The following is a 25,893-nucleotide window of genomic DNA, read 5'->3' on the forward strand; positions in this document are numbered from 1 at the left end:
TCTTTACTACTTTTTTTGTATACTAGAAGAAAAGTGATTTGATGTGGGGGAAGTTTGATGGCTTATCATAAATTTAAATTTTATGAGCAACGAAAAAATGATCCTAAATGGCGTCCGTATTATTTAGAAGCTATGAGAGTAAGGGAACAAGCACGGCTAACAGTTCAACGTAGAAAAAGAAGGGCAAGAATTAGAACCTTTTTAGTGGTTGCGATACTGGTTATTTTAGTTTTTCTGTTATTGGCTCATTGGACATATTCACAAACAAATGAACTCTCTTTCTCCAGTTTTATCGACGTCCTAAAATCGAAAATCAACGAATTTTTAAATTAAAAGAATCGAAGAAAAGCCTAGAAAAAATCATTTGCGATTTTTCCTAGGCTTTTCTATTTTAGAGTTTCACTTTTTTAGGTATTCGTTTTTTACCAAAACGGCCTTTCGTTAGGCGACTTGGTAAAATGATCAGTAAGAGTGAAAAAGGGACACTGATAATTTGCCACGTGAGTAAACGGCCTAAGCTATTATTTTTATAGAGCCACTCTAATATAAAATGCAGCCCTAAAATACTTAACAAAGCCAAGCCTGTCAGGAAATAAGGCGTTGATACCCAGTTGGTCGTTTTCAAGAGACTAAAACCTAAAGGAACTAGATAAAAGTAAGCACTTGTTAAAGTAATACGCCAACTTTTCATAACGGTGCCTAAATTAATTATAAAAAAAAGTAAAGATAGGACTAAAGCGAAAGGTGGAAACAAAGCCACTAACGCCGAATAGATGGTTCCCCAGACGAGCATTAAGGGACCTTTAACAATAGCGGCAATAAGTGTAAACAAGCCAATTAGGAGTAACTGCTGTGTCAGTGAGCCAAAGGTTAGCAAGCCAAATAAAATAAGCAGTAGCCAGTGCCAAATGGTTTGGTTTTGTTGTTTTCGCTCAATAGTTACATTTTTTTGGATAGAGGTTTTTAAAAAATTTTCTAAATCAGGTGATTGTTTCACCTTCTCACGCTCCTCTCAACTTAAGAGACAACAAACGAGTAGGTCTGCTAATTAAAAAGCAGTGCCTACTCGTCTATTATAAGTGGTTTTTCTAAAAATAAAATCCGCCTTAAGTCTCAGTTACTGGGCTGCCAAGTAAGGTGTAAACCATTCAGAAAGTGTGCCAGTATAAGGTAAAACGACCCGTTTCATTCCACGAGAAATAGCAGTATACAGGATTTTTTTATCTCGTTTATTGTCGGAATAACGATTAACATTTGGGTTATGAAGAATTACATTATCAAATTCTAGACCTTTTGCCATATCAATTGATAAAACTTGCAGTGACGGATGCTCTTCCAATGAAAGAGAAGCACAGAGTTCTTTTGTTAATTGTTCTTTTTCTGCAAAAGTTTTAGTAATAATGGCGGTGCTTTCTTTCGAATCAAAGGTTGTAATGGAAGTGACGATTGCTTTAAGATAGTCAGACGCAGAGTCACAAGGAATAAATGTCGGCTTTTCTCCATCATGCCGGATGGGCACAATGGTTAATTGCTCTGGTTGAGTGCCTAATGTTTGGAAGAGTCGTGTAATTTCTTTACTTGAACGATAGCTGTTTAATAATTGATAGGTTCCAACAGAACGGCTGGTTTCGTTAACCAATAAATCATGGGCTTCAGAAAATTCAATGGCTGTATTAAAAATGGCTTGATTTTCATCACCAGCTAAAGTAAAACTAGCTTTAGGGAAAAGTGTCAGCAGTAATAATAATTGGGCTTCTGTATAATCTTGGACTTCATCGACTAGGATAAAAGCCATTTGCTGGTTGGCGAGGTTTTCAATAAATGCATGTTTCACCAAAATAAGGGCCACAATTTCATCGGCTGTGAAAACAGCTGTCTCTTTTTGATACGATTTTTCAGTGAATAAAGAATAAAACGTTTCAAAAAAGGCCCATTGATCTAGCCAAGCATCATTTTTAATAGCGGCAGTGATAGAGCGATATTTTTTCTTCAAACGTTTTAAAGCAAAATCAGCCAGATGTTTTTCATTATCTTCGGTAATCACTGTGCCAAAATAACGAACTTGTTCAGCTTCTGTTAAATCTTGGAATTGATCCAACATTTTTTTAGAATGGGCTTGTTTTAATAAGTACCGTGTCCAAAGACTGGTTAATTTTTCTTTTGTGGCTGAAATTCGTTGGCGAATACTCAAGTCAGCTGGTGTTTCTTGATAAAGTTTAAAAATTGTTTCTGAAGTAAATAAGGTCTGCTTTTTAAAAGTTAAAGGACGGAAAAAATGTGGCTGCACAACCGCTTTTTCAGGATTGCTTAAAAGAAACGTTGCAAATTCTTTTGAACGAATAACGTGCTCTTGCTCCGTTGCCTCAGAGCGAGTAATGCGTTCGAAATAGTCCGTTTCTTCTTCCATTGGCCATGCTTCTTTGGTAGTGAAGCGTAAAAATTGTAAAAGAGTCAAATTCAAGGGATTTCGTTCGCCTAAATTCGGTAAAACTTGAGAAATATAATCAATAAATGTTGAATTTGGTGAAAGTAATAAAATATTATCCGCTGTAATTTCTGCTCGATGTTGATAAAGTAAATAAGCAATCCGTTGCATAATCGCAGACGTTTTCCCACTACCAGCAATCCCGTTGACTAGTAGGAGTGGCTGCGTTTCGTCACGAATTATTTGATTTTGTTCTTGTTGAATGGTTGTCGTAATGTCCTTCATATAAGGAGAAGCATCTTCTTCTAAAGAATGCAATAACACATCATCTTGAATCGCAATGGTTGTGTCAAAATAGTTGATTAATTGATCTTTTTCAATAATTAACTGTCTTTTCAAATCAAGTTGTACAGGAATGGTTTGTTGATGTGCCGTGTAGGCTGTTTTCCCTAAAACATTGTCATAAAATAACGAAGCAATCGGTGAGCGCCAATCGTGAATGCGCGTTTCTTCTTCTAAAGAAGTAAAATCGTTTACGCCAATATAAAAGTTTTCTGGCTCTTCAGGGCTGTCTTCAAAAGTCACGCCAATTTTGCCAAAATAAGGAACTTGTAATAGGCGTTTCACTTTGTCTAAATTTTTAGCCGTTGCTTCATTTTTTAAGTTCCACTGATCAATTTCACGGTTCTTCATTTCCAACATGGCAAACGTTTCTAGATTATCGGCATAACTATCAAAATTCAGCTTAGAATCGCGACCAAATTCCTCTAGCATATGTTTGCCATCTTTCATTGTGTTCGCCAATTGCTCTTCGTAAACTTTTTTAGCCGCTTGCAGCTCATGATAAACCGTTGTTAAATGCTGTTGTTCATAAATTTTTTCATCGGTCATGGAGATTCCTCCTTTTAATAACATGACTGAATAGTATACGTTACTTTTAGCATAAATGCAAGCGCTGTTTATGAGGAAATGGCGAATCTTGTCGCCTAGTCATTCAGATTTTTCAAGAAATATGATAAAGTAGAGAGGAGATAAAGGAGGCAATCATAATGATTTTTGATACACATACACATTTGAATGCAGAACAATTTAATGATGATATTCCAGAAACGATTGCACATGCCCAAGAATTGGGTGTTACAGAGATGGCCGTGGTCGGTTTTGATGAACCAACGATTGAAAAATCTCTTTTACTTAGTCAGGAATATGCCAATATTTATAGTATCATTGGTTGGCATCCAACAGAAGCGGGTAGCTATACGCCAGAGGTTGAACGACGATTACAAGAACAATTAACGTTGCCAAAAATTGTAGCATTAGGTGAAATCGGTCTTGATTATTACTGGATGGAGGATCCTAAAGAGGTGCAAGAAAAAGTCTTTCGCCGTCAAATTGCGATTGCTCGGGAAATGAATTTACCGTTTAGTGTGCATACGAGAGAGGCATTAGAAGATACCTATCGAATTTTAAAAGATGAAAAAATTTCAGATATTGGTGGAATCATGCATAGTTTCAGTGGTGATGCCGAGTGGATGAAGAAATTTTTAGATTTAGGTCTGCATATTTCTTTTAGTGGAGTCGTAACGTTTAAAAAGGCGTTGGATGTTCAAGAAGCGGCGATGGCGGTACCACTTGAACGAATGTTGGTGGAAACAGATGCACCCTATTTAGCCCCGGTTCCTTATCGTGGTAAACGGAATGAACCAGGCTATACACGATACGTAGTGGAAAAAATTGCTGAATTACGACAACTAACCTTTGAAGAAGTGGCAGAACAAACGAGAGTCAACGCTCATCGCTTGTTTCGGATAGATAAATGAAAGAAAAAATGAAAGTTGCAGAAATCATTGTCGTTGAAGGAAAAGACGACACACGCCGCATTCAAGAGGTAGTTGCAGCGGATACGATTGAAACGATTGGTTCTGCTATCAATGATGAAATTTTGACACAAATTGAACACGCACAAGAAACGAGAGGCGTGATTATTTTTACAGATCCAGATTATTCGGGCGAAAAAATTCGTAAAACAATAATGGAAGTCGTTCCTGATGCAAAGCATGCTTTTCTATCAAGAAAAGTTGCAGTGCCTAAAAAAAATGGCGGTAGCCTAGGGGTTGAACATGCTAATGATGAAGCAATTATTGAAGCCTTAAAAAAAGTCGTAACACCTGTTCAAGCTGGTGAGGACTATCAAGAAATTCCTAGACAAACACTAGTTGAATATGGTTTAATAGCGGGAGCAAATGCAAAAAAATACCGTGAATTATTAGGAGATGACCTAAGAATTGGCTATACAAATAGCAAACAGTTAGTCAAACGGTTAAGCATGTTTCGGATTACAGAAGCAGAATTGAAAGAAAGCATGACACGTATTTTAAAAGAACTTGCAAACGAAGAATAACTACATGGAGGAACAAGCGTGACGGACTATAAAGAAATTGCCACACCATCCAGAACCAAAGAAATACTAAAAAAACATGGATTTTCATTTAAAAAGAGTTTAGGTCAAAATTTTTTGACAGAGCCTAATATTTTAAGAAAAATTGTAGAAACAGCGGGAATCAATCAGCAGACAAATGTTGTCGAAGTCGGGCCTGGAATTGGTGCATTAACAGAGCAATTAGCGATGAACGCGGCACAAGTTGTGGCTTTTGAGATTGATGATCGCTTGATTCCTGTCTTAGCAGATACCTTAAGTCGCTATGATAATGTAACAGTGGTGCATCAGGATGTTTTAAAAGCTGATTTGGTCGAGACAACCAACCAAGTTTTTCAAGAGAAGTATCCGATTAAAGTGGTGGCTAACCTACCTTACTATATTACTACGCCAATTATGATGCATTTTTTAGAATCTTCTTTAGATGTAGCTGAAATGGTTGTGATGATGCAAAAAGAGGTCGCTGATCGAATTGCTGCTAAACCAGGAACGAAAGCTTATGGCTCATTATCAATTGCTGTCCAATATTTTATGGAAGCAAGTGTCGCCTTTATTGTGCCAAAAACGGTTTTTGTGCCGCAGCCAAATGTTGACTCGGCGATTATTAAATTGACGCGCCGTGCTACACCAGCAGTGACAGTGACCAATGAAAAAGAATTTTTCAAATTAACCAAAGCCAGTTTCCAATTAAGACGTAAAACATTGTGGAATAACTTAACGCATTTTTATGGGAAAGATGAACAAACAGTGGCTTGGCTAAAAGAGAGCCTAGCTGAAGCAGAAATTGATCCTTCTAGACGTGGTGAAACATTGTCTTTAGAAGAATTCGCTCGTTTAAGTAATGCTTTAGAAAAAAATAAACCAGTATAAAAAAGAACTTTCTGTTATTTATGAGAAATAACAGAAAGTTCTTTTATGTGTCTTGACACATTGCGGATGTTCAGCTACACTTGAGAAAAACAAAAAGGTGTCATGACACCTTTGGGAGGCAGTTTTAATGAAAACAAACTCAGTAAAACGTTTAACAATTTCAGCACTTTTAATTGCAATGGGGATTATCATTCCAATGGTTATGCCAAGAATTACCATTGGTCCAGCCAGTTTTACGTTAGCAAGTCACGTCCCAGTTTTTATTGCCATGTTTATTTCTCCAGTGGTGGCAATTGCGGTTAGTCTAGGAACAGGTTTTGGTTTTTTCTTATCCGCAACACCGATTATTGCTTTGCGGGCCTTATCTCATTTGATTTTTGCAGTCATTGGCGCAGTGATTTTACAAAAGCATCCAGAAATTTTAATTAATAAAGAGGGGAAATTCACTTTATTAAATGGGAAATTACAGTTGTTTAACGTGGGAATTGGAGTGATTCATTCCGCTGCCGAGCTAGTGGTTGTTTCTGTATTTTACACAATGGGCAACTTGCCAGGAACCTATTATACAGCCGGCTTCATGTATTCTATTTTTCTTTTGATGGGCGTTGGTGGATTAATTCATAGTTTGGTGGATTTCAGTATTGCCTACTTTTTAGCAAGTACCTTAAGTAAACATGTAGATATTCCAACTTTTACAGAAGCGAAACAACCCAAAGTGATAAAGAAGAAGGTTAAATTAGCATAAAGAGAAACAATCGAGGCATCCGTCATTGCGACGGATGCCTCGAGATTTTTTTATTTAATGACTTCTTCTGTTTGAGGGTCGAAGAAATGTCCTTTGTTAATATCAAAAGCTAAGTCAATCATTTCACCAGGATGGTGGAAGTCACGTGCATCTACTTTTGAGATAAACTCTGTATCACCAATTTTTGTATAAAGCATGGATTCAGCCCCTAATAATTCAGAAACAACAACTTCAGATTTAATCACTGCATCTTTCATTGCCGTTAAAGCCACTTGTTCGCTATGAATATCTTCTGGACGAATACCGAAAATTAATTCTTTGCCTTCATAACCATGTTCAACAAGCTCTTTGTTTCTTCCTTCAGGAATTGCTAGATTTAAGCCATGTTGGTTAGAAATAACCCCATTGTTTAAGGTAACTTTGAAGAAATTCATGGCAGGTGAGCCGATGAACCCAGCTACGAACATATTTTTTGGTGTATTGTAAACTTCTTTTGGTGAACCAATTTGTTGAATAAAGCCATCTTTCATAATTACGATTCGATCAGCCATGGTCATCGCTTCGGTTTGGTCATGTGTCACATAAATTGTCGTAGTTTCTAAACGTTGGTGTAGTTTAGCGATTTCAGCACGCATGGCTACACGTAATTTTGCATCCAAGTTTGATAAAGGTTCATCCATTAAAAAGACTTTGGCATCACGGACAATTGCCCGGCCAAGTGCAACACGTTGGCGTTGTCCACCAGAAAGCGCCGCAGGTTTACGCTGTAAGTACTCTGTTAAGCCCAGAATATCCGCAGCATTTTCCACCCGTTTTTTAATTTCAGCTTTATCATATTTTCTTAGTTTTAAACCAAAGGCCATGTTATCAAAAACAGTCATATGCGGGTAAAGCGCATAGTTTTGGAAAACCATGGCAATATCACGATCTTTCGGTGCAACGTCATTCATGACTTTGTCCCCAATTGATAATTCACCTTCAGTAATATCTTCTAAGCCAGCAATCATGCGCAATGTTGTTGATTTACCGCAACCAGAAGGTCCGACAAAGACGATAAATTCACGGTCTGTAATTTCTAAGTTAAAATCTGTAACAGAATAATGTTCTGCATTGTCATATTTTTTATACACATTTCTAAGCGCCATTTCCACCATTTGATACGTCACTCTTTTCTTTTTGATTTGTTACTCATAGTTTAAATGAAAACGCTATCTTTCGGCAAGGGAGAGTTGCACAAGAAAAAGAAGACTTTTTCGTCAAGGTGACAAAGGACAAACACTCTCAGCGGATTTATCGCTAAACTTTTGTTATAATATAACAAAGACAGGAGTTGGATAACATGAAAATCGCTTTAATCGCTCATGATCGTAAAAAAACATTAATGATCAAACTAGCAACCGCTTATAAACATATTTTAGAAAAACATGAATTGTATGCAACGGGAACGACAGGCATGAAAGTGATGGAAGCAACTGGCTTACCCGTGCATTGCTTTAAATCGGGGCCATTAGGTGGGGATCAACAGATTGGCGCAATGATATCAGAAGACAACATTGATTTAGTTATTTTTTTAAGAGATCCTCTTTCCGCGCAACCGCATGAACCAGACGTGACGGCTTTGATTCGTCTAAGTGATGTCTATGAAATTCCTTTAGCGACCAATATCGGCAGTGCTGAAATTCTTTTGAGAGGTGTCGAGGCGGGGTTTGCGGACTTCCGTGAGGTTATCCATGAAGGGGATCGTCGACCGTTAGCTTTTTAGAGAACCTTAATGGTTATTTTGACTATTTTGTGGTATATTTTATGAGGACTTTTGTCCAAATAAAATAACAGAGTAGGAGACAAAGCGTTAAGTGCTAAAAGGATGGGATGTTGCCTTTTGGACGAAGAACATAAACAGTGTGTTGCTAGAAAGCAAAGGTTCTTACTTTGCTTATCATCAGAACAACACGTTCAGCTTTTTAATGTTCGCGGTTTTGTTTTCGCATTCGCTGCATGGTTCGTCATGTAGCAGCTCTTAGAGGAGATGCTAAAAATGACAAAGAAAAAATTTGGCACAAAATCCATTGCGTTAATGGGCGTACTCATTGCGGTGGTCGTTGTCTTTTCACGCTTTTTTGCGTATGAAACAACGTTTTTAAAAATCAGTTTCACGTTTATTCCAGAATCATTGATTGGGATGATTTTCGGACCTTTTTGGGCTGGAATCGGCACGGCGGTGGCTGATGTGGTAGGAATGTTGCTTTTTCCAAAGGCAGGCTATTTTCCTGGGTTTACTTTAAATGCCTTTTTGGCTGGTGCTATTTATGGTTATTTCTATTATAAGAAAGAAATGACATGGCAACGAGTGATTTTGGCGACATTGTTGGTCACCGTTTTAATTAATATCATTTTAACTCCTTTGTGGTTAAGTTTAATGTATGGCGTCAATCTAGCAAATTTTGCTTGGTGGGTGCCACGCTTAATTAAAACAGTTATTTTCTTTCCTATTCAAGTAATTGCCACTTATTATTTAGGCAATAAAATTCCCTTTAAACGTTTATTTGGAAAGCCATTATCTGAATTAGATCAATAAATTTAAAATTAAAAGAGTCACTTTTCATCATCCCAGAAAAGTGACTCTTTTTTATTGTGCTTTTTGATTAAACTGTGCTTCGTAAAGGTCACGATAATAACCCTGTTCTTTTTGCAATAATTCGTCATGGGTGCCAATTTCAACTACTTGACCATTGTCCATAACTAGAATTTTTTCAGCACTTTTGATTGTTGCTAAGCGATGGGCAATAACAAAACTGGTCCGGCCAGTCATCATTTGTAAAAAAGCATCCTGAATTTTTTGCTCGGTCAATGTATCAACTGAACTGGTCGCTTCATCTAAAATAAGCATCGGCGGATTACTAATCATCGTGCGTGCAATGGTCATTAATTGTCGTTGTCCTTCAGAAATTTTAACGCCTTGGGAACCAATCTCGGTATCTAGTCCTTGAGGTAAACGCATGACGAAATCAAAAATATGGGCTTTTTTCATGGCTTCTATAATTTCTTCGTCAGAGGCTTCAGGATTTCCGTACGTTAAATTTTCCCGAATGGAGCTATCGAATAGCCAAGTATCTTGGAGAACCATACCAAAACTTTTTCGTAAGCTGTCCCGAGTAATTTGAGTAATGTCGTGAGTATCAACCGTAATTTGACCATGGTCGACCTCGTAAAAGCGCATTAACAAATTCACTAATGTTGATTTACCCGCACCGGTTCGCCCAACAATGGCAATTGTTTCTCCTGGTTCAGCAATTAAATTAAAGTTTTCGATTAAAGGTCGCGTCGGCGTGTAAGAAAAATCAACGTCTTTAAATTCAACACGGCCTCGCGCTTCTTTCAAAACAATTGCGTTCGGGGCATCAGGACGTTCAACTGGTTGATCCATCATATCAAAAGTACGTTCCAATCCAGCTAAGGCTGCTTGGATTTGGTTGGTGATTCCTGAGAGTTCAATAAAAGGTTTAGAAAACTGACTAGAGTAAATGGTGAAACTGGAAATAACACCAACTGTGACTAAAGGATTGCCACTTAAAACTAACAAGCCACCGACTAATCCAATCGATAAGTAAGATAAATGGTCGATAAATCGAGAAAGTGGGTTGGTTAAGGAGGAAGAAAACTGAGCCTTCTGTCCTTTTTCATACAACGTTTGATTCAATGCTTCAAATGTTTCTTGTGTAGCTTGTTCTTGTTGAAAGGCTTTAACAATTTTTTGGTTGCCAACCATTTCTGAAACGAAGCCGGAAATTTCACCAACAATCGTTTGTTGTGCAGCAAAGTTTTTTTGTGAAGCTTTTGCAACAAGCCAGTTTACAATAAAAATAATCGGCGTACTGATAAGAACCACTAATGTGAGCAGGGGACTTAGCCGAATCATAAAGAGCAAAGCAACAACGACGGTGGCCATGCCAGAAAATAATTGGTTGAAGACAGCCGAGCAAGCCATTGAAATATTGTCAATATCGTTGGTAAAGCGACTGACGATATTTCCGTGTGATGTTTGGTCATAATAACTTAACGGTAATTGATTTAAATGGGCAAAGGCGTCTTTTCTCAGCTGTGTGGTCGATAAATAAGACACGCGATTACCGAGACGTTGAATCAGCCATTGACTTAGAACGGTTACGAGTAAAATCCCTGCTAATAAACCTAAAATTTTGATGAGTTGCGCAGCATTGACTTGTCCTTTACCAACCATTGTATCAACGGATTTACCTATATAATAAGTCATGAGGACAGTCGAAAAACCACTGAGAATTCCTAGGATTAAGGCGCCAATAATTTCTTTTGGATAGCGTAGTAAATACGGCTTAAAACGTGAGAAGGCACCAAAATGAATTTTTTTAGTTTGCATGGGTATCCTCCTCCTGTGACGCAACGATTTCTTGATACTCTTTAGAAGAAGTAAGTAATTCTTCGTGGGTGCCAAGGCCAGCGACTTTTCCACTATCTAGGACTAAAATTTGATTCGCCGTAGCAATCGAACTCACGCGTTGTGAAATTAAAATAACGGTTGTCTCTGCTCGTTCTTTTTGTAAAGCACGGCGCAGATTCAAATCTGTTTGATAGTCGAGGGCACTCAAGGAATCATCTAAAATAAGTAAATGCGGTTTCCTAATCAAGGCACGGGCAATGGTCAACCGTTGTCTTTGTCCACCAGAAAAGTTTTTTCCGCCTTCGTTAACAGGCGTGTCTAACCCTTGGTCTAATTGTTCAACAAATTCTTTACATTGGGCGATAGCTAATGCTTCCCAACAGTCTTCATCAGTTGCATTTGGTTTGCCCCATTGTAAGTTTTCTCGAATAGTCCCTGTAAATAAGACGGCAGTTTGTGGAACACTTGCAACTTGTTGGCGTAAAGTAAAGAGCGGCCAATCGCGCACATTTACACCATTAATAAAAAGGTTTCCTGCACTCACATCATAAAATCTGGGAATGAGTTGGGTTAAGGTACTTTTCCCGCTGCCGGTAGGTCCTGTGATGCCGAGAATTGAGCCTTTAGGAATCGTAAAATTGATATTTTCCAAAGCCAAACCGGCCTCTGGTTCATAGCGAAAATCTACATGGTCAAAGGTAATATCACCAAATTGTGGAGATGTTTTTGCTGATTCTGGTGTATCTGTTAACTGGCTTTCTACAGTTAAAACCTCATTGACACGGTTTGCGGAAGCGGCAGCTCGCGTAAAAATTACCACGAGATTAGAAGCAACAATTAAAGCGAGCATCATTTGATTCATATAATTGATCAATGCTAAAACTTCCCCTTGTTGTAAGGAACCAAAAGAAACTTTTAAGCCACTAAAATAAAGTAAAAATAAAATTCCAACATTCATAATCAAAGTGGTTAAAGGCGTTAATAAAGCAGAGACATTCGATACACGAATGTAAATATCGCCTAAATCATCTGAAGCTTTATCAACATGTCGTTGCTCTGTTTCCTTTCTAGCAAACGCACGGATTACACGGACACCGCTTAAATTTTGACTAATTTGACGGTTTAACCGATCCAAATATTCTTGGACTTTTTGATATAAAGGTACAGTCACTTTAATGATAATAAAGAGAATAAGGCTAAAAATTGGTAAAAGTAATAGGAAAAGAAAGCCCATCTGCACGTCAATGTAAAAAGCCATCACCACAGAACCGATACTTAAAAAAGGTGTCCGAATGACCAACCGAATAAACATCGCTAAAGCCAATTGAAGCTGGTTGATATCGTTTGTGATCCGGGTGATGAGGGTATCTGTACCAAAACTATTCAATTCTTTGTGTGAAAGCTGATTAATTTTCTTCATTAATTGATTTCTTAGCTCCGTCCCAAAACCTTGCGAAGCGACTGAAGCATAGTATTGACAAATCATGACAAAAAATAAACCAACTAACGACATAACAAGCATCCAGAGGGCCATTTCTATGACAGTCTGTCGGTCGTTTTGACGAATACCGACATCGACTAAGTGAGCCATGAATAAGGGCAAGACTAACTCGAAACAAGCTTCTAAAAATTTGAAGACTGGACCGAGGATAATTTGTTTTCGATAATTTTTTGCGTATTTCAATAAACCAAACATAAGATTCCTCCCTTTGCTGCTCTCATTGTAGCCTAATCTTTCAATGAAAGAAAGTTGTTCGCTACATTTTCTCAACTTCTGTTAAAATAGAAGAAAAGCGCAAAGAAGTGGAGTGTGACAGAAACGTGGAAAAAATGAGTCAGGTTATTTTGTTATTTTTTATTTATTCCTTTATCGGCTGGTTATGGGAAACGGTGTATTGTTCATTAAAAGCTAAAAAATTTGTTTATCGAGGATTTTTGGTAGGGCCTTATTGTCCTATTTATGGATTTGGGGTCTTAAGCGTTCTCTATTTTGTGGAACCCTTTGAAAACAATCTCTTGGTATTGTATGTCGGATCGGCTGTTTTAGTGACGATTTTAGGATATGTCACTAGTTATGGCTTGGAAAAACTGTTCCATGCCTCTTGGTGGGATTATCATGATGTACCTTTTAATTTAAACGGTCGCGTGGCTTTACCGGTTTCTCTTTTTTGGGGATTGGGGTGTGTCTTGATTGTCAAAGTTATTCAACCAGAAATCGCCAAAGTTGTCAGCTTTTTACAAGCAACCTTTGGCAACTACTTAGCACTTTGCATAGTGATTGTAATGGGGCTTGACTTAATTTATACGTTGCTGAACATGCAAGGTTTCAAAAAACTTATTACCGAGATGGGCCAAACGTTGGAAACGAACCAACAAGAATTTAAGCAACGGTTGAACACAAAAATGGAAATCGCTACAGCTGATTGGCAGAAGTTAAAAGAACGAACCAAAAAAGAGCATTTCCAAAATCGGTTAAATTTCCAACAACGTCGTTTTATTAACAATTACCCAAAACTAACTTTAAAAAACATTAAAAATTCCAAAGAAGTTCGGCATCTCTTAGAAGATTTGAAGAAAAAGGGCCAATAATTAACAAAAAATATTACAAAATATTTCAATCAATGGTCTAATGGGATGAAAAAAAGAAAAATCGTCAAAAGCTAGTTTTTAAGCCGTCTTAAGAAATTCTTAAAGAATTGAGATAGAAATGGACTAATGAATAAACGCAGGATAAAAAAAGAGTTGCATTTAAATTGTAATAAATTGTAACATGATTGAAATAAAACAAGCCCTCCTGACTAGTATAATGAGTAGGTGTTTTAGATAAGTTAGGAAAGGTGTTGGATTTAGTGAAGGTTAAAAAGTTGATACCATTTTTAACAACAATGATGCTTATCAATTTTGGACTTCCAGTCGCTGCGGCAGCAGAATCACTTGATTCGTTGCAAGAAAAAGAAGCGCAAGCGAAACAATCTGGGGAGTTAATTAGTAAAGAAATCAATTCAGCCTTAGACGATGTAAATGCTAAATATGCGGAAATCGAACGTTTAAAAACGCAAATTTCAAAAGCGGAAGATACGTTGAAAACTTCGAAAGAGGAAATAGAAAAAACAGAAAAAAATATTTCTCGTCGTAAAGAAGCTGTTGGCGATCGTATGAAGGATATTCAATTAAATGGCGACCAACGTACTTGGCAAGCCTTATTAGATGCAGAAAATTTATCAGATTTCTTTAATCGGGCCTACGCCATGACCGTTTTACAAAACTTTGAACGGGAAAAGATTGAAAGCTTAACTAGCGAAAAAGAAAAGTTAGCTGCATTACAAGAAAAAGTTGAAAATACGCAAACAACTTTAAAACAAAATGAAGAGAAATTACAAGTTGAAGCTTCTTCAATGAATAATAAAGTCTCTGAGTTAAAAGAAAAAATGGCGAATAATGAAGAATTATTGGCTCAAATTTCGACAGACAAACAGAAAGAGCAACAACGCTTAGTCAGCGAAAAAGCAGCAGCTGAGGCACAGAAAAAACGTGCGGCAGAAACTGCCAAAGCAGAAGCAGCGAAGAAACAAGCAGCTGCCGACAAACAAGCGCAAGCAGATGCGGCGGCTAAACTAGAAGCCGAAGCTGCTGAAGAGTCAAGCAGTCAAGCATCAAGCTCTTCTACAAGTACGGAAAGCAGTAGCACTGAATCTTCAAGTTCAGCTAGTTCATCCGAATCGTCATCAACGCCAGAATCATCGACAGGCGAATCATCAACACCAGGAACTGGCTCTGGTCGTGTGCTTCAGATGGAATCAACTGCTTATTCTTGGCGCGAAGCTGGTGCAAGTAATCTAAGTGCTACTGGTATTGACTTAAGTAAAGAAAGCAATGTAGTTGCAGTCGATCCAAGTGTAATTCCTCTAGGTTCATTAGTGAAAGTCTCTGGTTATGGCTTTGCTATTGCTGGAGATACAGGTGGCGCTATTCAAGGAAATATTATTGATGTTCATTTTGATTCAGTAGACCAATGCCGTCTTTGGGGACGACGTCAGGTTACAGTAGAAATTCAATAATAAATTTGTTATACTAAAGACAAGATAAAAGGAATTGGCTAAGTCAGTAATGATAGTAGCCAGTTCTTTTTTAGTTAAATGTAAAGGAGAATTACAATGATTCGCTCGGCAACAAAAGAAGACGGTCAAGCGATTGCTCGGCTGGTCTTAGTTATTTTAAAAGATATGGAGTTACCAATTTTAGAAGAAGTCTCAGAAGAACAAATGATTGACCTGTTAGCAGAGGCAACGGCGTATCCAACCTATCGCTATGGCTATCAACGAATTTTAGTTTATGAACATGCAGGTGAAGTTGCAGGGATTGCTGTCGGCTATCCTGCGGAAGATGAAAAGATTATTGATGAACCTTTAAGAGAAGTCTTTAAAAAACATGGCTTAGCAGAAGATGTTCGGCTATTTATTGAAGAAGAAACTTTGCCTAATGAATGGTATTTAGACACGATCTCTGTGGATGAACGTTTCCGTGGAATGGGAATTGGTTCTAAGTTATTAGATGCTTTACCTGAAGTAGCCAAAGCTAGCGGGAAGCAAGCCTTGGGTCTAAATGTTGATTTTGACAATCCAGGGGCGAGAAAGTTATACGCAAGCAAAGGCTTTAAAGATGTCACAACAATGACTATTAGTGGTCACTTATACAATCATATGCAAAAAGAAGTGTAAAAATAACGAAGCTAAAGTCAATCACTTTAGCTTCGTTATTTTTCATTAATCCGTTAAAGGATCAAAATCTAATCCAAAATCATCGGAAGTTTTTTGTTTTTTCTTATTATATAACCAGTAGTCAAGGACAGCTGCTATACAGATGCACAACGGTGCGTCCTCATCATTGGCAACAGTTAAAACAAAATAGTCGCCTGTACAAAGCATGGTTTTATCCATTGACATGATTTTTTTATGGACTTGATAAATTGAATATTGGTGCGCTTTGATATCCCCAACAACTGCCCAGTGAAGGCCTTGAACATAATAGAAATCAGCATTCAAATTGAACAGTTTTCGTAGAGTACCCACTTTTTCAAAACGCTGATATAACTCAAATCGTGTACCAAAAGTCCAAGAAACTTGTTTAATACTGGCTAAAATTTCTCCGTTCATTGCATATAAAGAAAGCGCATCTCCTCGTGTGCCCCAGCGCCCCACCAATAGAAAAAGTGAACGGCCTGCTTGGTCTTTCACGATGGTTCGCGTAACTTTTCCTAACTGTTGTTCTTGAATAAAAAATTCAGACACGACACGATCTCCTTTCTATATATAAATGAGTGCTGTAACTGGTAGTGCTTATTACAAATCTTCTCTTATTGCACGCAGGATGGCTTCGCCAACACCATTTTCTAAATTAGTGGCTGTTTCATATTTAGCGTATTCTTTTAATTCCAGTTCGGCATTGCCCATTGCAAAACTTACCCCAGCCCATTGAATCATGCTGACGTCATTTAAATTATCACCAATAGTCATGACTTGTTCAGCGGGAATCCCACGTTCTTTAGCGACGCGCGCAACCGCAATCCCTTTTTGTGCTAGGCGGTGGTTAATTTCAATATTATTAAGCGCAGAAGAGGTAACAACCAAATCATCTAGTTCTTCTACTTCCATCCCAGCAGGACCTAATACTTTCGGCCCATCCATACTGAAGCCAATAATTTTAAGGACTTCAATCGAATCATCTTTTAAAATGTCGTCTAAACGATCAACATAGGTAATATGCAATAAAGATAGGTGTGCTGAAGCCATGGCGATCGCCACTTTATAAGTTAAATGGGGCATGGATTCTGCAATATGAGCGGCAAAGTTTTCAATTCTTTTTTCTTGATGTTCAGAAAAAATACCTTTATTTGTAGAGATTTCATAGTAAACATTGTGTTGACTCAAAATAGTTAGTACTTCTGTTACTGTTTCTTTTTCGATCCCAGCCGTGAAAAGTGAGTGTCCATCTTTGTCGAACACTTGGGCGCCGTTTAAAGTAATCATGGCACAGTCAATTCCAGCTTCTTCTAACGCGGGTTTCGCTTCGGTATATGCGCGGCCAGTAGCAACCATAAATTCGATTCCTAAACGTTCCGCTTCGCGAATTGCTGAAGCGTTATCATTTGTGATGCTCATTTTTGCATCTAAAAGTGTTCCATCCATATCTGAAGCAATTAATTTAATCATCGATTCTCTACACCTCATTATCTATTTAAAGCTTACCTATAGTTTACCACGTTTTTCCAAGAGAAAGTACCCAGAAATTTCTTGTCAGGTTTGGAGAAATTCGTTATGCTTAGAGAGCGAAGGAGTGAGCATTATGAAAGAAATTATTCACAATAGTTGGCAAACCGTTTTATCTGCTGAATTTGAAAAACCATATTATCAAGAATTGCGGGAATTTTTGAAAAAAGAATATCAGACACAAACGATTTATCCAGATATGTATCATTTATTTTCAGCGTTAGAACTAACCCCTTTTGAAGAAGTAAAAGTAGTAATTTTGGGACAAGACCCATATCATGGACCCAATCAAGCACACGGATTAAGTTTCTCTGTCCAGCCAGGTGTGAAAGTGCCGCCATCTCTTGTGAATATTTACAAAGAATTACAAGCTGATTTAGGGTACCAACCCGTCAACCATGGCTTTTTAGAAAGCTGGGCCAAACAAGGCGTGTTGTTATTAAATACTGTGTTGACCGTTCGGGCAGGTCAAGCCTATTCCCATCGAGGTAAAGGGTGGGAGCAACTGACAGATGTCATTATCGAAAAGTTGAATGAGCGTGAAAAACCCGTTGTTTTCATTTTATGGGGACGTCCAGCTCAAGAAAAAATTAAAATGATTGATACGACTCGGCATGTGATTATCAAATCGCCACATCCAAGTCCATTGTCAGCGCATCGTGGTTTTTTTGGCTCACGTCCGTTTTCTCAAGCGAATGCCGCTCTAGAACGTTTAGGGGAAACGCCGATTGATTGGCAACTTCCTGAAACAGTGTAATGTAACAGCGCAAGCTGTTATAGTGTAGAAGAGTTAGTTTGTGAAAAGTTTATCGGATTATTGGTTTTTTTGACTAATACAGCTAGAAAAAACTGTTATTTTCTTTGAGAATAGTGTATGATGGATTTTGTAAATATAAAACTGGAGGGTTTATCGTGGAATTATTCGATAGCTTAAAATTTAAAGTCGTACGCCGTAATATCAAAATTGTTTTCCCTGAAGCAACAGATCCTAGAATCTTAGGTGCTGCTGCCCGCTTAAAATCTGATGAATTAGTAGAACCAATCTTAATTGGTGATCCAACAGATATCTCAAATGCTGCTATGGCTCGTGGAATCAACACATCAAACTTTATTATTATCAATCCAAATGATTATGAAAAATGGGATGAAATGGTCGAAGCATTTGTTGAACGCCGTAATGGAAAAGCTACTAAAGAAGATGCTGAAAAAATCTTAAAAGATGTCAACTATTTCGGTACTATGTTAACTTACATGGGTATTGCTGATGGTATGGTTAGTGGTGCTATCCACTCAACAGGTGATACAGTTCGCCCTGCGTTACAAATCATTAAAACAAAACCAGGCGTGAGCCGTACAAGTGGTGCTTTCTTAATGATTCGTGGTCGTGACCAAGAAAGATATTTATTCTCAGACTGCGCGATTAACGTGAACCCAACTGCACAAGAATTAGCTGAAATTGCTGTTGATAGTGCCAAAACAGCTGAATTATTTGACATTGAACCAAAAGTTTCATTGTTAAGTTTTTCAACAAAAGGTTCTGCAAAAGCACCAGAAGTAACAAAAGTTGCTGAAGCTACAAAAATTGCGCAAGAATTAGCACCTGAATATGCGATTGATGGTGAATTACAATTTGATGCTTCTTATGTATCTTCTGTCGCACAATTAAAAGCGCCTAACTCAAAAGTTGCTGGAGAAGCAACAGTCTTTGTATTCCCAGATTTACAATCAGGAAATATTGGCTACAAAATTGCTCAACGTTTAGGTAACTTTGAAGCAATTGGCCCAATCTTACAAGGATTGAACAAACCAGTTTCTGATTTATCACGTGGTGCAAACGAAGAAGATGTTTATAAATTATCAATCATTACAGCTGCTCAAACATTAATGAACGACTAATTAACTATGTCGAAGCATGATAAATAAGCAAAGTAGAAGTTGAGGTTCCCAGGACACTTGGGCCTCAACTTTATTTTTTTGAAGCTGCCACTAGTCAACTTATTGAATTTTCGGTATACTTTCATACATAGATTCTTGCAGATGGGAGGCAAAAAAATGAATATTGTCCTGAACAATCCATTGGAAACAGAAGCAATTGCTAAAATCATTGGACAAAAGGCACAAGCTGGTGATGTAATTGTCCTGACTGGTGATTTAGGGGCCGGTAAGACGACAATGACGAAAGGGATTGCTTTAGGATTAGGCATTTCCCAAATGATTAAAAGTCCCACCTATACGATTATCCGCGAATATCCACAAGGACGACTTCCGTTATACCATATGGATGTTTACCGTGTTGAAGAGGGTGCGGATGAATTAGGGTTAGATGAGTATTTTGAAGGAGATGGGCTATCCGTTGTAGAATGGGGCAGCTTGATTGAAGAAGAATTGCCAGAAGATTATTTAGAAATTATTTTAAATAAAGATTCTCAAGAAGCTGACAAGAGAGTTCTTGAATTCCGCGGAACTGGTCCATTGGCAGAAGAAAGAATAGCAGAGATTCTGAAAACGTGGGAGGCTCGCGAATATGTCTGAACAAACATTTTCTATTCGAGAAGCAGTGCCTACTGATGCGGATCAATTACTATCTGTGATGTCAAAAATTGGGAGTGAAACGCCCTATTTGGTAATGGATGAGCGAGGAATGGCCATGTCGACAACAGAATTGGCTGAAAATCTAGCAACACTCTATGAATCGCCAAATAATGTTTTATTGGTGGCATTAGCGGGAGAAGCGATCATTGGGACCGCATCTGTGTCTGCTTCTTCTAAAAAGCGGATGGAGCATATTGGTGAAATCGGCATTAGTATTTTAAAACAGTACTGGGGCTATGGACTGGGCAGTATCCTGATGGAAGAACTTATTCGCTGGGCGCATGAAAGTCATGTTATTCGTCGCTTGGAATTAACGGTACAGGATCGTAATCAACGAGCGATTCATGTCTATAAAAAATTAGGGTTTGAAACAGAGGCAATTATGCCTCGGGGCGCCAAAACAGACCAAGGTGAATTTTTAGATGTTCATTTAATGCGTTTGCTGATTGATTAATTATTGGTTAATAATTTTAATTTCTTAAATAATCGAACGATAATTGCATGAAAAAACAAAATTTTCGCAATTATCGTTTGTTTCATATTTATTTTTCTGATATTTTTGTTATAATTATAGAAGAATTTAACGAAAAAATGAAAATTTATTTTGGGAAGGAATGTAAGAAATGGCGAAGGCAACGAAAATGAATGTTAACTATCGAGAGTCGATCTTGTATCGTGCGTATCGTTTAGAGCTAATAAAAAAAGATGAGTATGCAAAACATCAAGAAAAATTATCATTATTAAATGAAAAATTGTCTGACGGGGAACCAGCTCAATTTGATGCAAAAGAAGAAACGTTTTGGAAAAAAATTTCGCAAAAAGTTATTTTATAAAAGTAATACATACGAATAAGAGCGTACACATAGAAAGAAGCGTAAGCAGTGTTAAACTGCTTACGCTTCTTTTTTAATGAATAGGAATAACTGTTTCACGCTTAATTAATTTGTGAGGAATAACGAGACGGACACCATTCGTCAATTCTTCATGGATTAATTCATATAATTTTTTCATCGCCATTCGACCTAATTCTGACGTGTCGATGTCAATGCTTGTTAGATAAGGATGTGTCAATGTTGAAAAGATTGAGTTGTTAAAACTAATAATGGATAACGTTTCAGGAACTTGATAACCATAGATTTGCGCAAGTTGCATCGTCCGCAAAGCAAAGATATCATCAATCACCACCAACGCCGTGGCATTATTTTGATGAAGAATATCATCGAAAGCCATGTAATCTTCAGGTTTTTCTAACGCAACGCTTGGTAAAACAGTTAATCCTTGCATCATCATTGCTTTTTGATAACCAAAGTAACGTTCAAAGTACAAACTTTCATGCGTTGTATTGGTCACAAATAAAATATTTTTATGGCCGTTTTCAATTAAAAATTCCGTCGCTTGTTTCCCTAATAATTGATTATCATTATCCACGTAAACTATTTCCGTTTCATGTTGGTAAGGTTGACCAATTAAAGTAAAGGGAATGTTGTTTTCGTATAAGTAATCAATGACGGGGTCCTTACTATCTGAATACACAAGAATAAAACCGTCCACTTGTTTTTGAAGATGCATTCTTTTAACGTTTTCCAATAGTACATCAAAACTTTTGGCAGTTGCAATAGCAGTAGTCATATCATAAAGACGGGCTTCCTCATTGATGGCTTCCATAATTTCTAAATAAAATGGATTCCCTAACCGTTCTTTCGAATCTAAAGGAGGTAAAATTACGCCAATGGCACTTGAAATTCGTTTACCCAAATTCCGTGCCGTCATATTTGGCACATAGCCTAAGTCATCCATGACTTTTCGCACTTTCTTTTTTGTCGATTCAGAAATACTTGGATGATCGTTAATGACACGCGAAACGGTTGAGGTTGCAACCCCCGCTTTCTTAGCGACATCTTTTACTGTAATTGCCATTTTTGCCACGCCTTTCTTAGTGATTATAGAAGGTTAAATTGATAAACCGTTTGGTAGGTTTGCTTTTTATTAGCTGGTAATAAAATAGAGCCCCACTGAGGATGATGAACAATGTCTGGATACTCTTGTGGTTCAATTGCTAAGCCATAGTTTGAATGCATCGCTTGTCCATTAATAGAAAATGGAGCCTCAAAACCAGTCGTAGAAAATAATACCATACTTTGGTTCGTTGTTGCTATCGTCATTTTTCTTCCAGAAGTAGGTTCTTGTAAGCATAATTGTGGCTGTCTTAAGTCAGAGCCAACTAAGGGGAAAACATCATCTAACCCGGTTGGATAGCGTTGGAGGATTGTTTCGATAGGTGTCAGTTCATTAAAACGTATGGATAGTTCAGAAGCTGGTAAAATCCGTCCAGTAGGCAGCTTATTATCGTCTAATTCTAACATACCTTGACAGTTCAAAGATAGCAAATGTGACAGAATGTCTAACTTTCCATCGCCAGATAAATTAAAGTAGGCGTGGTTTGTAGGATTAAAAAGTGTTTCCTGTTTACTCCGTCCAGTACTGATCATTCGTAAATGATTATCCTCTAGCTGATAAGTGATGGTGGCCTCAATTGGTCCAGGATAGCCAGAAATGGTGTCGGTTAAATGAAAAGCAACGCCAATGATATCCTTTTTTTCAAAGGGCTCGACTGTCCAATATTGAAAAGACCACCCCTTTGAGCCACCATGGATATGATGACCGTCGCTATTTTGTTCTAATATTCCATTTTGCCAATGGCCATTACGAATACGTCCAGCAACTGGTCCAACAGTGGCGCCAAAAAAGCTTTGATCCTTTAATACATCTTGATACGAATCATACGATAAAAGGATATTTTCCCAATGATTATTTTTGTTTGGCATCAAAAGTTGATGGAGGCGCGCGCCATAATTGAGAAGAACGACTTCTAAAAAGTCGTTCTTCAAAGTAATTTTCTTTAAGTTTGTGTTTGGAATATCGGTTACGGTGATACGATTATCCTTCATGATCAAGCCACACTTTTTTTAAGTAATCAAACGTTAAAGCGCTCGTCTCTGGCACGATGGTCAACCCTTCGCCTAACTCTTCTTTGCGGCCAACGCCAACAGGCTGCGCTCCACTAGCAAGAATCGCTTGAATCCCAGCTTTGGCATCTTCAATGCCAAGACATTCTGCTGGTGTCAAATCAATTTCTTTCGCAGCTAAAATGAAAATATCTGGAGCGGGTTTGCCTGCCTGAACGTCTGCTGGATTAGCAATGGCATCAAAAAGGGGCGTCAATTGCATTTTTTCTAAAAGGAAAGGCCCATTTTTACTTGCAGAAGCCAAGGCGATTTTAATATTGGCTTCACGTAATTCCGTTAATAAAGAAAGAATTCCTGGATAGACATCTTCAGGCGTAATTGCTTGGATCATTTCCAAGTAATAATCGTTTTTCCGTTGCGCTAACTGGGCAAATTCTTCAGAAGAAAACGTGCCTTCTTTTTTTCCGTATTTTAACAGTAACTGCAGAGAATCTTCACGGCTTACACCTTTCAATTGTTCGTTGAAAACACGGTCAATGGAAATTCCAATTTCGTTCCCTAATTTTTTCCAAGCGTGGTAATGAAATTCTGCTGTATCAGTAATAACGCCATCTAAATCAAACAAAACGCCTTTAAACATGAACTTCTTCCTTTCTGATCGGTAAAACTAATCGATCTTTTAATGTGTATTTTTGATCGTAAACAGTTAATGGAATTGCAGGGCCGTCGAGTAAAGTGAAGGCCACTTGGTCTGCTGCAACTTCAACAAATAGTAAACGATTCCGATAATTAATGTGGAACGAGTAGGCTGTCCATGTCGCTGGTAAAAAGGGTGCAAATTTTAGTTGTTGATGGTCCGTTTTCATTTGGGCAAAACCTTGCACAATCGCTAGCCAACTACCAGTCATTGAGGTAATGTGTAAGCCATCTTCTGTATCATTATTGTAATTATCTAAGTCAAGGCGCGCTGTTCGTTGATACATTTCCACTGCTTTTTCTTCCATGCCTAATTCAGCAGCTAACACAGCATGAATGCTTGGTGAAAGAGAAGATTCATGGACAGTCATTGGTTCGTAAAAGTTAAAGTTCCGGCGTTTTTCTTCTAAAGAAAAGGCATCATTGAAGAAATAAATTCCTTGAAGAACATCGGCTTGTTTAATGAAACAAGACCGTAAAATTTTATCCCATGACCAATGTTGATTTAAAGGCAGCTCACTAAGTGGTAAATCAGAAACAGGCATTAAATCTTTATCTAAGAAAGTGTCATGTTGTACAAAAATGCCTAATTCATTATCCACTGGGAAGTACATATTTTCTACAATGTCTGCCCATTTAGCTAATTCGTCGTCTGCAATTTTGAGCGTTGTTTCTTCTTGGAATTTTAAATAAGACTCACGGGTGTAACGTAGAACCCACGCAGCGATGGTATTGGTATACCAGTTATTATTGATATTATTTTCATATTCATTTGGCCCCGTTACGCCATGAATCATATATTGTTTATGACGTTGGGAGAAGTGGACCCGATCTGCCCAAAAACGAGCGATTGCTACAAGTACTTCTAGACCAGCATCTTTTAGATAATCTTCATCTCCTGTATAGTTGACATAATTATAAATCGCATAAGCAATCGCACCATTTCTGTGAATCTCTTCAAAAGTGATTTCCCACTCATTATGACATTCGACACCAGTAAAAGTAACCATTGGGTAAAGGGCACCCTTTAACCCTTGTTGTTGGGCATTATGAATGGCTTGAGGCAATTGATTGTGGCGATATTTCAGTAGATTTTTAGTAACTTCGGGCTTAGCCAACGCCAAGTAAAGTGGGACAGCATATGCTTCAGTATCCCAATATGTGGCACCACCATATTTTTCGCCAGTAAAGCCTTTTGGTCCGATATTTAAACGATCGTCTTCGCCATAGTAGGTTGAGAAAAGTTGGAAAAGATTAAAACGAATGCCTTGTTGGGCTTCATCATCTCCTTCAATAACAACATCAGCTAATTGCCAACGTTTTGCCCAAGCGGCAGCTTGCCCAGCTTTTGCTTCAGGGTACAAGGTGGTCATTTCTGAAAATAATTCGTTTACTCGTGTGATTTGTTGCGTTTCTGGCACATCACGACTGGTAACGACAAGCACTTCTTTTGTGATAGCGGTCGTTTCGCCTTCGTTTAAAGACACCGTCAATTCTGCGGTTAAAGCCAAGGGCTGTTGTGTATATGTAGGCACAACAGAGGCTCCATCGATGAAATGGCGCATGCCTGCAGTCACTGTAAAACGCTCTATTTCAAAGTTGTTAGGAATGGTCTTAGTTGTAACAAAGCCAAGTGTTTCTTGTGTTTCAATAGCTCTTTCTTCCCAAAAATGTTCTTCATAATTGCTGTCTTCATTTTGAACATCGCCATCCAATTTTGAGTGAAGAGTGATTGTGCCTGTACCTTCCAGCATTTCAATTGTTAAGTGGATGTAAGCCGCTTCTTTTTTTTCTAAGCTTAAAAAACGTTCAAAAGAGAAGCGCACTTTGTTCTTCGGTGTTTGGATGGTGAATTGCCGAGAAAGGACCCCATTTTGCATGTCTAATTCTAAAGAAAAATCTTCGTAAGGTGTAGTGGCTAAATCAATTGTTTGTCCATCAATTTGTAAGTCCATTGCGATGAAATTAATTGCGTTAATCACTTTACCAAAATATTCAGGATAACCATTTTTCCACCAACCAACACGTGTTTTGTCTGGATACCAAACACCGGCTAAATAGGTTCCTTGATGGTGGTCGCCAGAATAGTGTTCTTCAAAATTTCCCCGCATCCCCATATAGCCATTGCCAATGCTCGTTAATGATTCTTGTAAACGTAAATTTTCTTTATCTAAGTGTGTAGTACGGATTTTCCAAGGATCAATTTGGAATAAACGTTTGATTTGTTTCATGAGAATCCCCCTCAGTGATTTTATTGATAGGTCTATCATAAACGCAACCGATTGCATTAGTCAATAGTCAATGCTTAAAAAGTGTAATCTTATGAATAAAAGCTGAAACAAAGGTAGGTTAGAAGGAGCTTTATTTGCTTTATTAAAAGACAAAATAAAAAAGGATTAAGTAGTAGGGAGTTGTTTTCCACAATATTTTTGAAATTAAAGCATTTACAAAAAGGAAACAGGAGTATATAATGGCAACATAA

At 37.8% G+C, this 25,893-nt stretch carries 26 protein-coding genes and 1 riboswitch; of the genes, 15 read left to right on the plus strand and 11 right to left on the minus strand.

What is annotated here, in order from left to right; translation table 11 throughout:
• Nucleotides 1-57 precede the first annotated feature (57 nt).
• The gene (locus IGI80_RS08785; protein WP_002361374.1) at nucleotides 58-333 is read left to right on the plus strand and encodes a hypothetical protein; all 276 of its coding nucleotides are present in this window, start codon (nucleotides 58-60) and stop codon (nucleotides 331-333) included.
• A gap of 58 nt (nucleotides 334-391) precedes the next feature.
• Here IGI80_RS08785 and IGI80_RS08790 read toward each other — a convergent pair whose 3' ends face one another.
• Nucleotides 392-997 carry a hypothetical protein gene (locus IGI80_RS08790; RefSeq protein ID WP_002391492.1) on the minus strand — a complete coding sequence of 202 codons (606 nt, stop codon included), beginning with the start codon at nucleotides 995-997 and terminating at the stop codon, nucleotides 392-394.
• 120 nt (nucleotides 998-1,117) lie between these two features.
• On the minus strand, nucleotides 1,118-3,340 hold the full coding sequence (locus IGI80_RS08795; protein WP_016626196.1) for a HelD family protein: 2,223 nt from the start codon (nucleotides 3,338-3,340) through the stop codon (nucleotides 1,118-1,120).
• Nucleotides 3,341-3,474: 134 nt separating this feature from the next.
• Between IGI80_RS08795 and IGI80_RS08800 the strand changes: the two genes are divergently transcribed.
• The 4 genes from IGI80_RS08800 (at nucleotide 3,475) to IGI80_RS08815 (ending at nucleotide 6,477) form a co-directional block, all read left to right on the plus strand.
• Nucleotides 3,475-4,245, plus strand: coding sequence for a TatD family hydrolase (locus IGI80_RS08800; RefSeq protein WP_002358846.1), 771 nt, complete (start codon nucleotides 3,475-3,477; stop codon nucleotides 4,243-4,245).
• Complete coding sequence (rnmV, locus tag IGI80_RS08805) at nucleotides 4,242-4,826, plus strand: ribonuclease M5 (RefSeq protein ID WP_438723243.1); 585 nt, start codon at nucleotides 4,242-4,244, stop codon at nucleotides 4,824-4,826. Before IGI80_RS08800 ends, rnmV begins: the two co-directional genes overlap by 4 nt.
• 18 nt (nucleotides 4,827-4,844) lie before the next feature.
• The gene (rsmA, locus tag IGI80_RS08810; RefSeq protein ID WP_002358849.1) at nucleotides 4,845-5,732 is read left to right on the plus strand and encodes a 16S rRNA (adenine(1518)-N(6)/adenine(1519)-N(6))-dimethyltransferase RsmA; all 888 of its coding nucleotides are present in this window, start codon (nucleotides 4,845-4,847) and stop codon (nucleotides 5,730-5,732) included.
• Nucleotides 5,733-5,859: 127 nt separating this feature from the next.
• Complete coding sequence (locus IGI80_RS08815; RefSeq protein ID WP_002355821.1) at nucleotides 5,860-6,477, plus strand: hypothetical protein; 618 nt, start codon at nucleotides 5,860-5,862, stop codon at nucleotides 6,475-6,477.
• Nucleotides 6,478-6,527: 50 nt separating this feature from the next.
• On the opposite strand, the gene IGI80_RS08820 is transcribed toward IGI80_RS08815, so the two are convergent.
• Nucleotides 6,528-7,631 (minus strand): ABC transporter ATP-binding protein, encoded by a 1,104-nt coding sequence (locus IGI80_RS08820; protein WP_033626375.1) that lies wholly within the window; start codon nucleotides 7,629-7,631, stop codon nucleotides 6,528-6,530.
• Nucleotides 7,632-7,816: 185 nt separating this feature from the next.
• Between IGI80_RS08820 and mgsA the strand changes: the two genes are divergently transcribed.
• Both mgsA and IGI80_RS08830 read left to right on the plus strand, forming a co-directional pair.
• Nucleotides 7,817-8,239: a methylglyoxal synthase gene (gene mgsA, locus IGI80_RS08825; protein WP_002355823.1), complete on the plus strand. Its 423-nt coding sequence runs from the start codon at nucleotides 7,817-7,819 to the stop codon at nucleotides 8,237-8,239.
• Nucleotides 8,240-8,305: 66 nt separating this feature from the next.
• Nucleotides 8,306-8,473, plus strand: a riboswitch (THF riboswitch).
• Between the two features lie 30 nt (nucleotides 8,474-8,503).
• Entirely contained in the window at nucleotides 8,504-9,052 is a 549-nt protein-coding gene (locus IGI80_RS08830) for a folate family ECF transporter S component (protein WP_002385065.1), read from the plus strand.
• Nucleotides 9,053-9,103: 51 nt separating this feature from the next.
• Here IGI80_RS08830 and IGI80_RS08835 read toward each other — a convergent pair whose 3' ends face one another.
• The gene (locus IGI80_RS08835) at nucleotides 9,104-10,870 is read right to left on the minus strand and encodes an ABC transporter ATP-binding protein (protein ID WP_002361379.1); all 1,767 of its coding nucleotides are present in this window, start codon (nucleotides 10,868-10,870) and stop codon (nucleotides 9,104-9,106) included.
• Nucleotides 10,860-12,587 (minus strand): ABC transporter ATP-binding protein, encoded by a 1,728-nt coding sequence (locus IGI80_RS08840; RefSeq protein ID WP_002364705.1) that lies wholly within the window; start codon nucleotides 12,585-12,587, stop codon nucleotides 10,860-10,862. The genes IGI80_RS08835 and IGI80_RS08840 overlap by 11 nt, the downstream gene beginning before the upstream one ends.
• A gap of 125 nt (nucleotides 12,588-12,712) precedes the next feature.
• Here IGI80_RS08840 and IGI80_RS08845 point away from each other — a divergent pair, with 125 nt between their 5' ends.
• The 3 genes from IGI80_RS08845 (at nucleotide 12,713) to IGI80_RS08855 (ending at nucleotide 15,609) form a co-directional block, all read left to right on the plus strand.
• Nucleotides 12,713-13,480 (plus strand): putative ABC transporter permease, encoded by a 768-nt coding sequence (locus IGI80_RS08845; protein ID WP_438723245.1) that lies wholly within the window; start codon nucleotides 12,713-12,715, stop codon nucleotides 13,478-13,480.
• Between the two features lie 248 nt (nucleotides 13,481-13,728).
• Nucleotides 13,729-14,949, plus strand: a complete 1,221-nt coding sequence (locus tag IGI80_RS08850; protein ID WP_002385067.1) for a 3D domain-containing protein — start codon at nucleotides 13,729-13,731, stop codon at nucleotides 14,947-14,949.
• A gap of 96 nt (nucleotides 14,950-15,045) precedes the next feature.
• The gene (locus IGI80_RS08855) at nucleotides 15,046-15,609 is read left to right on the plus strand and encodes a GNAT family N-acetyltransferase (RefSeq protein WP_002355832.1); all 564 of its coding nucleotides are present in this window, start codon (nucleotides 15,046-15,048) and stop codon (nucleotides 15,607-15,609) included.
• 45 nt (nucleotides 15,610-15,654) lie between these two features.
• Here IGI80_RS08855 and IGI80_RS08860 read toward each other — a convergent pair whose 3' ends face one another.
• Together IGI80_RS08860 and IGI80_RS08865 are read right to left on the minus strand one after the other, a co-directional pair.
• Entirely contained in the window at nucleotides 15,655-16,179 is a 525-nt protein-coding gene (locus IGI80_RS08860; RefSeq protein ID WP_002355833.1) for an LURP-one-related/scramblase family protein, read from the minus strand.
• Between the two features lie 51 nt (nucleotides 16,180-16,230).
• Nucleotides 16,231-17,100, minus strand: coding sequence for a Cof-type HAD-IIB family hydrolase (locus IGI80_RS08865; RefSeq protein ID WP_002383369.1), 870 nt, complete (start codon nucleotides 17,098-17,100; stop codon nucleotides 16,231-16,233).
• A gap of 133 nt (nucleotides 17,101-17,233) precedes the next feature.
• Between IGI80_RS08865 and IGI80_RS08870 the strand changes: the two genes are divergently transcribed.
• The 5 genes from IGI80_RS08870 to IGI80_RS08890 all read left to right on the plus strand — a co-directional run bounded on the left by IGI80_RS08870 (nucleotide 17,234) and on the right by IGI80_RS08890 (nucleotide 20,582).
• Nucleotides 17,234-17,914: a uracil-DNA glycosylase gene (locus IGI80_RS08870; RefSeq protein WP_002378112.1), complete on the plus strand. Its 681-nt coding sequence runs from the start codon at nucleotides 17,234-17,236 to the stop codon at nucleotides 17,912-17,914.
• 155 nt (nucleotides 17,915-18,069) lie between these two features.
• A complete protein-coding gene (gene pta / locus IGI80_RS08875; protein WP_325815042.1) occupies nucleotides 18,070-19,053 on the plus strand; it encodes a phosphate acetyltransferase in 984 nt (327 codons plus the stop codon).
• A gap of 141 nt (nucleotides 19,054-19,194) precedes the next feature.
• Nucleotides 19,195-19,689: a tRNA (adenosine(37)-N6)-threonylcarbamoyltransferase complex ATPase subunit type 1 TsaE gene (gene tsaE, locus IGI80_RS08880; protein ID WP_002409305.1), complete on the plus strand. Its 495-nt coding sequence runs from the start codon at nucleotides 19,195-19,197 to the stop codon at nucleotides 19,687-19,689.
• Nucleotides 19,682-20,203, plus strand: a complete 522-nt coding sequence (locus IGI80_RS08885; protein WP_002388894.1) for a GNAT family N-acetyltransferase — start codon at nucleotides 19,682-19,684, stop codon at nucleotides 20,201-20,203. Before tsaE ends, IGI80_RS08885 begins: the two co-directional genes overlap by 8 nt.
• A 169-nt stretch (nucleotides 20,204-20,372) precedes the next feature.
• Nucleotides 20,373-20,582 carry a hypothetical protein gene (locus IGI80_RS08890; RefSeq protein ID WP_438723248.1) on the plus strand — a complete coding sequence of 70 codons (210 nt, stop codon included), beginning with the start codon at nucleotides 20,373-20,375 and terminating at the stop codon, nucleotides 20,580-20,582.
• A 73-nt stretch (nucleotides 20,583-20,655) separates the two neighbouring features.
• On the opposite strand, the gene bopD is transcribed toward IGI80_RS08890, so the two are convergent.
• From bopD to IGI80_RS08910, 4 genes are read right to left on the minus strand one after another with little or no spacing between them, the layout of a single operon-like run.
• Nucleotides 20,656-21,666 carry a LacI family transcriptional regulator BopD gene (gene bopD / locus IGI80_RS08895; protein WP_002358859.1) on the minus strand — a complete coding sequence of 337 codons (1,011 nt, stop codon included), beginning with the start codon at nucleotides 21,664-21,666 and terminating at the stop codon, nucleotides 20,656-20,658.
• A 23-nt stretch (nucleotides 21,667-21,689) separates the two neighbouring features.
• A complete protein-coding gene (locus IGI80_RS08900; RefSeq protein ID WP_002378115.1) occupies nucleotides 21,690-22,697 on the minus strand; it encodes an aldose epimerase family protein in 1,008 nt (335 codons plus the stop codon).
• Nucleotides 22,687-23,355, minus strand: coding sequence for a beta-phosphoglucomutase (gene pgmB / locus IGI80_RS08905; RefSeq protein WP_342815873.1), 669 nt, complete (start codon nucleotides 23,353-23,355; stop codon nucleotides 22,687-22,689). Before pgmB ends, IGI80_RS08900 begins: the two co-directional genes overlap by 11 nt.
• On the minus strand, nucleotides 23,348-25,642 hold the full coding sequence (locus IGI80_RS08910; protein ID WP_002355845.1) for a glycoside hydrolase family 65 protein: 2,295 nt from the start codon (nucleotides 25,640-25,642) through the stop codon (nucleotides 23,348-23,350). Before IGI80_RS08910 ends, pgmB begins: the two co-directional genes overlap by 8 nt.
• Nucleotides 25,643-25,893: the final 251 nt, after the last annotated feature.

This window comes from Enterococcus sp. DIV1420a (genome assembly GCF_051712165.1).
GTDB classification, from domain to species: Bacteria; Bacillota; Bacilli; order Lactobacillales; family Enterococcaceae; genus Enterococcus; species Enterococcus faecalis.

Coding starts and splice junctions, on each gene's coding strand:
- IGI80_RS08785 (WP_002361374.1), top strand. CDS start 58: ATGGCTTATCATAAATTTAAATTTTATGAGCAACGAAAAAATGATCCT.
- IGI80_RS08795 (WP_016626196.1), bottom strand. CDS start 3,340: ATGTTATTAAAAGGAGGAATCTCCATGACCGATGAAAAAATTTATGAA.
- IGI80_RS08800 (WP_002358846.1), top strand. CDS start 3,475: ATGATTTTTGATACACATACACATTTGAATGCAGAACAATTTAATGAT.
- rnmV (WP_438723243.1), top strand. CDS start 4,242: ATGAAAGAAAAAATGAAAGTTGCAGAAATCATTGTCGTTGAAGGAAAA.
- IGI80_RS08815 (WP_002355821.1), top strand. CDS start 5,860: ATGAAAACAAACTCAGTAAAACGTTTAACAATTTCAGCACTTTTAATT.
- IGI80_RS08820 (WP_033626375.1), bottom strand. CDS start 7,631: ATGGTGGAAATGGCGCTTAGAAATGTGTATAAAAAATATGACAATGCA.
- mgsA (WP_002355823.1), top strand. CDS start 7,817: ATGAAAATCGCTTTAATCGCTCATGATCGTAAAAAAACATTAATGATC.
- IGI80_RS08830 (WP_002385065.1), top strand. CDS start 8,504: ATGCTAAAAATGACAAAGAAAAAATTTGGCACAAAATCCATTGCGTTA.
- IGI80_RS08835 (WP_002361379.1), bottom strand. CDS start 10,870: ATGCAAACTAAAAAAATTCATTTTGGTGCCTTCTCACGTTTTAAGCCG.
- IGI80_RS08840 (WP_002364705.1), bottom strand. CDS start 12,587: ATGTTTGGTTTATTGAAATACGCAAAAAATTATCGAAAACAAATTATC.
- IGI80_RS08855 (WP_002355832.1), top strand. CDS start 15,046: ATGATTCGCTCGGCAACAAAAGAAGACGGTCAAGCGATTGCTCGGCTG.
- IGI80_RS08865 (WP_002383369.1), bottom strand. CDS start 17,100: ATGATTAAATTAATTGCTTCAGATATGGATGGAACACTTTTAGATGCA.
- IGI80_RS08870 (WP_002378112.1), top strand. CDS start 17,234: ATGAAAGAAATTATTCACAATAGTTGGCAAACCGTTTTATCTGCTGAA.
- tsaE (WP_002409305.1), top strand. CDS start 19,195: ATGGGAGGCAAAAAAATGAATATTGTCCTGAACAATCCATTGGAAACA.
- IGI80_RS08885 (WP_002388894.1), top strand. CDS start 19,682: ATGTCTGAACAAACATTTTCTATTCGAGAAGCAGTGCCTACTGATGCG.
- IGI80_RS08890 (WP_438723248.1), top strand. CDS start 20,373: ATGGCGAAGGCAACGAAAATGAATGTTAACTATCGAGAGTCGATCTTG.
- bopD (WP_002358859.1), bottom strand. CDS start 21,666: ATGGCAATTACAGTAAAAGATGTCGCTAAGAAAGCGGGGGTTGCAACC.
- IGI80_RS08900 (WP_002378115.1), bottom strand. CDS start 22,697: ATGAAGGATAATCGTATCACCGTAACCGATATTCCAAACACAAACTTA.
- pgmB (WP_342815873.1), bottom strand. CDS start 23,355: ATGTTTAAAGGCGTTTTGTTTGATTTAGATGGCGTTATTACTGATACA.
- IGI80_RS08910 (WP_002355845.1), bottom strand. CDS start 25,642: ATGAAACAAATCAAACGTTTATTCCAAATTGATCCTTGGAAAATCCGT.